Annotated in this window: 5 protein-coding genes and 2 pseudogenes; 3 read left to right on the forward strand and 4 right to left on the reverse strand. The window is 32.8% G+C overall.

What is annotated here, in order from left to right; all coding sequences use genetic code 11:
* The 3 genes and pseudogenes from OUY_RS00495 to OUY_RS00505 all read right to left on the reverse strand — a co-directional run.
* A pseudogene (locus OUY_RS00495) lies at positions 1-333 on the reverse strand (transposase); the annotation flags it as partial.
* A gap of 228 nt (positions 334-561) precedes the next feature.
* Complete coding sequence (locus OUY_RS00500) at positions 562-1,320, reverse strand: cell division protein FtsQ/DivIB (protein ID WP_139686410.1); 759 nt, start codon at positions 1,318-1,320, stop codon at positions 562-564.
* A complete protein-coding gene (locus OUY_RS00505) occupies positions 1,301-2,254 on the reverse strand; it encodes a D-alanine--D-alanine ligase (protein WP_039833309.1) in 954 nt (317 codons plus the stop codon). Before OUY_RS00505 ends, OUY_RS00500 begins: the two co-directional genes overlap by 20 nt.
* A 449-nt stretch (positions 2,255-2,703) precedes the next feature.
* Between OUY_RS00505 and OUY_RS00510 the strand changes: the two genes are divergently transcribed.
* Positions 2,704-3,027, forward strand: a complete 324-nt coding sequence (locus OUY_RS00510) for a hypothetical protein (RefSeq protein WP_139686411.1) — start codon at positions 2,704-2,706, stop codon at positions 3,025-3,027.
* Positions 3,028-3,193: 166 nt separating this feature from the next.
* Positions 3,194-3,427 carry a hypothetical protein gene (locus OUY_RS00515; RefSeq protein ID WP_246038507.1) on the forward strand — a complete coding sequence of 78 codons (234 nt, stop codon included), beginning with the start codon at positions 3,194-3,196 and terminating at the stop codon, positions 3,425-3,427.
* A 58-nt stretch (positions 3,428-3,485) separates the two neighbouring features.
* On the opposite strand, the gene OUY_RS00520 is transcribed toward OUY_RS00515, so the two are convergent.
* Entirely contained in the window at positions 3,486-3,860 is a 375-nt protein-coding gene (locus tag OUY_RS00520; protein WP_010405211.1) for a ferredoxin family protein, read from the reverse strand.
* A 61-nt stretch (positions 3,861-3,921) separates the two neighbouring features.
* Between OUY_RS00520 and OUY_RS00525 the strand changes: the two are divergent.
* Positions 3,922-4,394 (forward strand): annotated as a pseudogene (locus tag OUY_RS00525) (DNA-processing protein DprA); the annotation flags it as partial.
* Between the last annotated feature and the right edge of the window lie 44 nt (positions 4,395-4,438).

Genomic DNA, 4,438 nt, shown 5'->3' on the forward strand with positions numbered 1-4,438 from the left:
CCATGCCACTGGCATATGTACTTAAAACCTTTGCTTCAAGTTCGGTTGTTTGCCTTTTTCTGACTACTTGTAGCTCAAAACTTCCTTCACTATCTCTTGGTGTCAATAGTTCAAATACTTGTCCGTAAAGTCTTTGAATTTCTTCGGTTGTTTTCTTCGCTTTCAGCCGACAAATGGTTTTCTATCTCGCCTTCCCTCTAGCAGTTTTTTTATAAATGGTGTTAATGCTCCATCTCTTACAGTCAATGGTCTTCCTTCTCGTATAGAAGATAAGATATTTGTTTCTAATTCTTTATAGTCTACAAAACCGGTAGTTATATTTGCTTGACTAATTATCAAACCTCCATTTTTTATATCAAATTTATTAATTTACTTCTCGATTTGACACAGTTTATTTAACACTCCCCTTTTTGTTTAGTAATGGTTAATGCTTCCTTCTATAATGCAAAATCCATACTCACCCAACCAAATCAATTACTTGCAATCTGGATTCCAGTTTTAAGCTACTCGTATGACAGAGAAAGGGCTACTTGCATGAAATGAAAAGGAGCACCTAGCAGATCACTTCTTCACAAAGATCTTATCAGCAACACGCATATCAATTATGCTCCAATTGCTAAAAGTAAAGTCGGTTGTATTTCGCAAGTGGCTTAAATAATCCCATGCGCTATAAGGATTATCTTCAGGCAATTTTACTGTGGCACTGTTATCGAGTATGATATTCCATCTTCTATTGCCTACATAAACACAAGAAGAAATATGATCACTTAATTGAGTTTTCCTCTCTAGTATATCTTTAATGAATTTTAGGCTTGATAACGAATTTTGTCCTTTGATTATAACGAGGTTATCTATCTGGTAATCATCTACGATTACTTTACCTTCAGAGTCAATTACTGAAGTTCTGTTATCATCTTTCCAAAGAGCAAAAGGTTTGTGTTCATTTACATCAATGCGTAAGGTGTTGGGTAAAATCCTATAAATTCTTACATGTTTTATCCATTCGCTTACAGATTGTATATTATCTGTTAGTTTTGAGAGTGATACATACATGATAGGTTGTGTTCTATCTACTAAACTTAGAATGTCCTGTTCATTTGTAAATTTGTTTCCAGTAACGGTTACTTTGTCGATTGAAAATCCATTGCTAATTAATAAGCTCGATAAGCGATCGTTACACCAAGTAAAGTAGTAATTGAATCGATTTGTTATTTTATCAAGTGAACTATAAAGTACTAGTGTAAGGAAAAGTGCAGTTATAATCATGAAAGCACACTTGCGCAAAAAACTCCTTTGACTTCTAGTAACATTGTTCAACATCGGCTTGATCTCTAATATTCTTGTGGTGTAAACTGTCTTTGACAATAATTTTAATTAATTCATTAAAATCAATTCCTTTTGTCAATTTTGCAATTTCTGGTACTAACGATAATTCAGTAAAGCCAGGATGTGTATTAATCTCAAGCATTTTTAAAGTGTTATTTTGGGGATTATAACGGAAGTCTGAGCGGGAAACAGTTTTGCATCCTAAAAATTGATGAACTTTTAGTGCGTGTTCCAAGGTCATTCTATATATGTTGTCAGGAATTTTAGCAGGAAATATATGTTCTGCAAATCCATCTGTATACTTTGCTTCATAATCATAGAATTTATTTTTTGGTCGTATTTCCATAGTGCCAATTGCTTCATTCAGCAACACAGCAGTATGTAACTCTATACCCGGTATGTATTCTTCTATGATCATCTTTTCCATTATAGTAGAACTGTTATTTTTCAGCTCTAAGTAATCCTCATGTGAGAAAATCATGTGTACTCCAATGCTTGAGCCTTCGTTAATCGGTTTTAAGACGTACGGATAATCAACTTTAATATTATTTTTTAGCACATCTTCTCGACTAATTACATAACCTCTTGGAGTGTCGATATTAAGAGAATGGAATATATGCTTTGACATCACTTTATTCATAGCAACAGCTGAAGCCATAACTTCTGAGTGTGTATATTTTATACCTAAAATCTCCAGTAAACCTTGAATACAGCCATCTTCACCATAAGGTCCATGTAGAGCAATAAAAGCAAGAGCGGGATTAGTTTTTTTAAGCTTTTGAGCAATGTTGCTATCAACATCTATTTCTATTGCATTATATGAAAGGCTATCAAGCGCCTTCTTTACTGCTTTTCCGCTCATAAGCGATATTTCTCTTTCGCAAGAAAATCCACCACTTAAAATTGCTATAGTTGGAACCATAAGCACCCTAATATTTTGCTATATATCATATATAAAAGATACTTTTATCTTCAATAGAAAAAACGCTTTGAAAAGTTCCACAGCTGTACAGATATTGCAATTTGCAGGTGGCAAGTAGTTTTATGTAAACTGGTTCCTTTGTGATCAGACACCAGATTGCAAGTAATACATTGGGTTTTGCATTATAGAATAGGGTTATTGCAAAACATATTTCCTTCAAACGTAAATGGTGTCCCTATATCCTATTGTAACGATAGTTACTTCGTGTTTTTGGTGTCTGTATAATACACATCGCCAACTCTTAGTCTTCTAAACCCTTTAAAGCTATGGTGCAAGATTCACTGAATCAACTGTAAGACGTTCCTGTATTGCTTTATTTACTTTTGATTCCATATTTAATATAGTATTAATACTTTTATACTATATTAAATATAATATTAATTAAGGAGAATATTATGTCAGAAAAAGATAATAATCAATGTTCATTAAGTGAAGTTTGTATTAAATCAATCACTGGACCGTTATGGGGAGCGCATTATAACTCAAAGAAGACAATTGAAACAATTAAAGAAGATTTCAAGAATCTAAGCAATAATATTCATTTAACCAATACCAAGTTATGGGGAGAGTATGGTAATTTAAAGAAGACAATTGAAACAATTCAAAAAGATTTCGAGAATCTGAACAATGAACTTAAACCAGACAATATTGATAGTAATATATCATCTGCTGATATATTTTCTGATGAAACGCACATTTACGATTCAATGTCTATTTAACCAAAAAGATGTGAGGCTTCTTTTGTACTCTCTATTTATTCTGAACTTTTCAATAAAGCAATAAACGTATCTGAAAAGTAATTATGCTAATATAAATATTACAATTTTATTAACACATAAATGCTACCGTGGAGTTAGTTTTTTAATTTAGGAGTATATTATGGTTATGTCTACACAAAACTCGAATTCATTAACGTTTCAGGCACGCAACCTATCTCATATTTGCCATAAAAACTGTGAAGAGGCGTTCAATGAAACAGACAAACCTCTGTGCAAGGCTAGATGTGATACTTTCTTTCCAGTGCCTGAACTTCGTTCACAAATTAGTGAGAAATTAATAGACATTGCAAACAATCTCCGTTTTGAGAGTGCAAATTATCGTCTATGGCAGATGAAATAGATGCTTACAATTCAATGTCTATTTAATCAAAAAAGTGTGAGTCCACTTTCGTACTCTATTACCCTAAATTTTCGTCAAAATAAGCTGTTTTATCCTTTTTTTCTTTATACTCTTCTGCTGTATCTAGGGGTTGCTTTTTAGCTGTGACATTTGGCCACTTTTGCGAATATTCTACATTTATGTTGTAAAATGATTTAAAGATTTTTTGTTCATTGTTCAGTAAGCCTTCATCTAGCTCTAGAATATCTTTTATGGAATCATCAGTTACAATTGCATCTACTGGACATTCAGGTATACACACTCCACAATCAATACACTCATCTGGGTTAATCACGAGCATATTTTTACCTTCATAAAAGCAGTCAACGGGACATACTTCTACACAGTCCGTATATTTACATTTTATGCATTTATCTGTAACAAAATGCGTCATAAAATACTGTATATTTGCATTATCTTGGGTACACTAAACTGATAAGAAATTCAAGCCTTTTATGAAGATAAATAAATTAAATAACGAAGAATTAGAAATATGGCTAAGCTTGGCTAGAACTGTGGGACAGTAAAGTTTTTTAGTATACTAAGAGCATGTGGCTCACTAGATGAAGTGCTTAAGTATCTTAATGAATTGGCTAACAAGGATTATGGAATTAAAAATGTACAAGAAGAAATTAAGAATGTAGAAAAAATTGGAGCCAAAATAATACCAGCATGTGATCCAGATTACCCTGACATTTTAAGGAATATACCGAGTTGTCCTCCTGTAATAACTACACTTTGTGATATATCATTGTTAAGCCGTGAGATAATTGCAATAATCGGTGGACGTAATTCTTCAATCAATGGAAGAAATTTTGCCAATAAGTTGGCACTTGATTTAAGCGAAGTTGGTTTCATCGTAATTTCTGGACTTGCAAGAGGGATCGATACTGCAGCAAACAGTGTAATATACAAAAATCACCCAACATACTGTAATTGCGATTGAATGATGGAGAGACATACTCCATTATT

The sequence above is a fragment of the Wolbachia endosymbiont of Leptopilina clavipes genome (assembly GCF_006334525.1).
Taxonomy (GTDB): Bacteria; Pseudomonadota; Alphaproteobacteria; order Rickettsiales; family Anaplasmataceae; genus Wolbachia.

Coding starts and splice junctions, on each gene's coding strand:
- OUY_RS00500 (WP_139686410.1), bottom strand. CDS start 1,320: ATGTTGAACAATGTTACTAGAAGTCAAAGGAGTTTTTTGCGCAAGTGT.
- OUY_RS00510 (WP_139686411.1), top strand. CDS start 2,704: ATGTCAGAAAAAGATAATAATCAATGTTCATTAAGTGAAGTTTGTATT.
- OUY_RS00515 (WP_246038507.1), top strand. CDS start 3,194: ATGTCTACACAAAACTCGAATTCATTAACGTTTCAGGCACGCAACCTA.
- OUY_RS00520 (WP_010405211.1), bottom strand. CDS start 3,860: ATGACGCATTTTGTTACAGATAAATGCATAAAATGTAAATATACGGAC.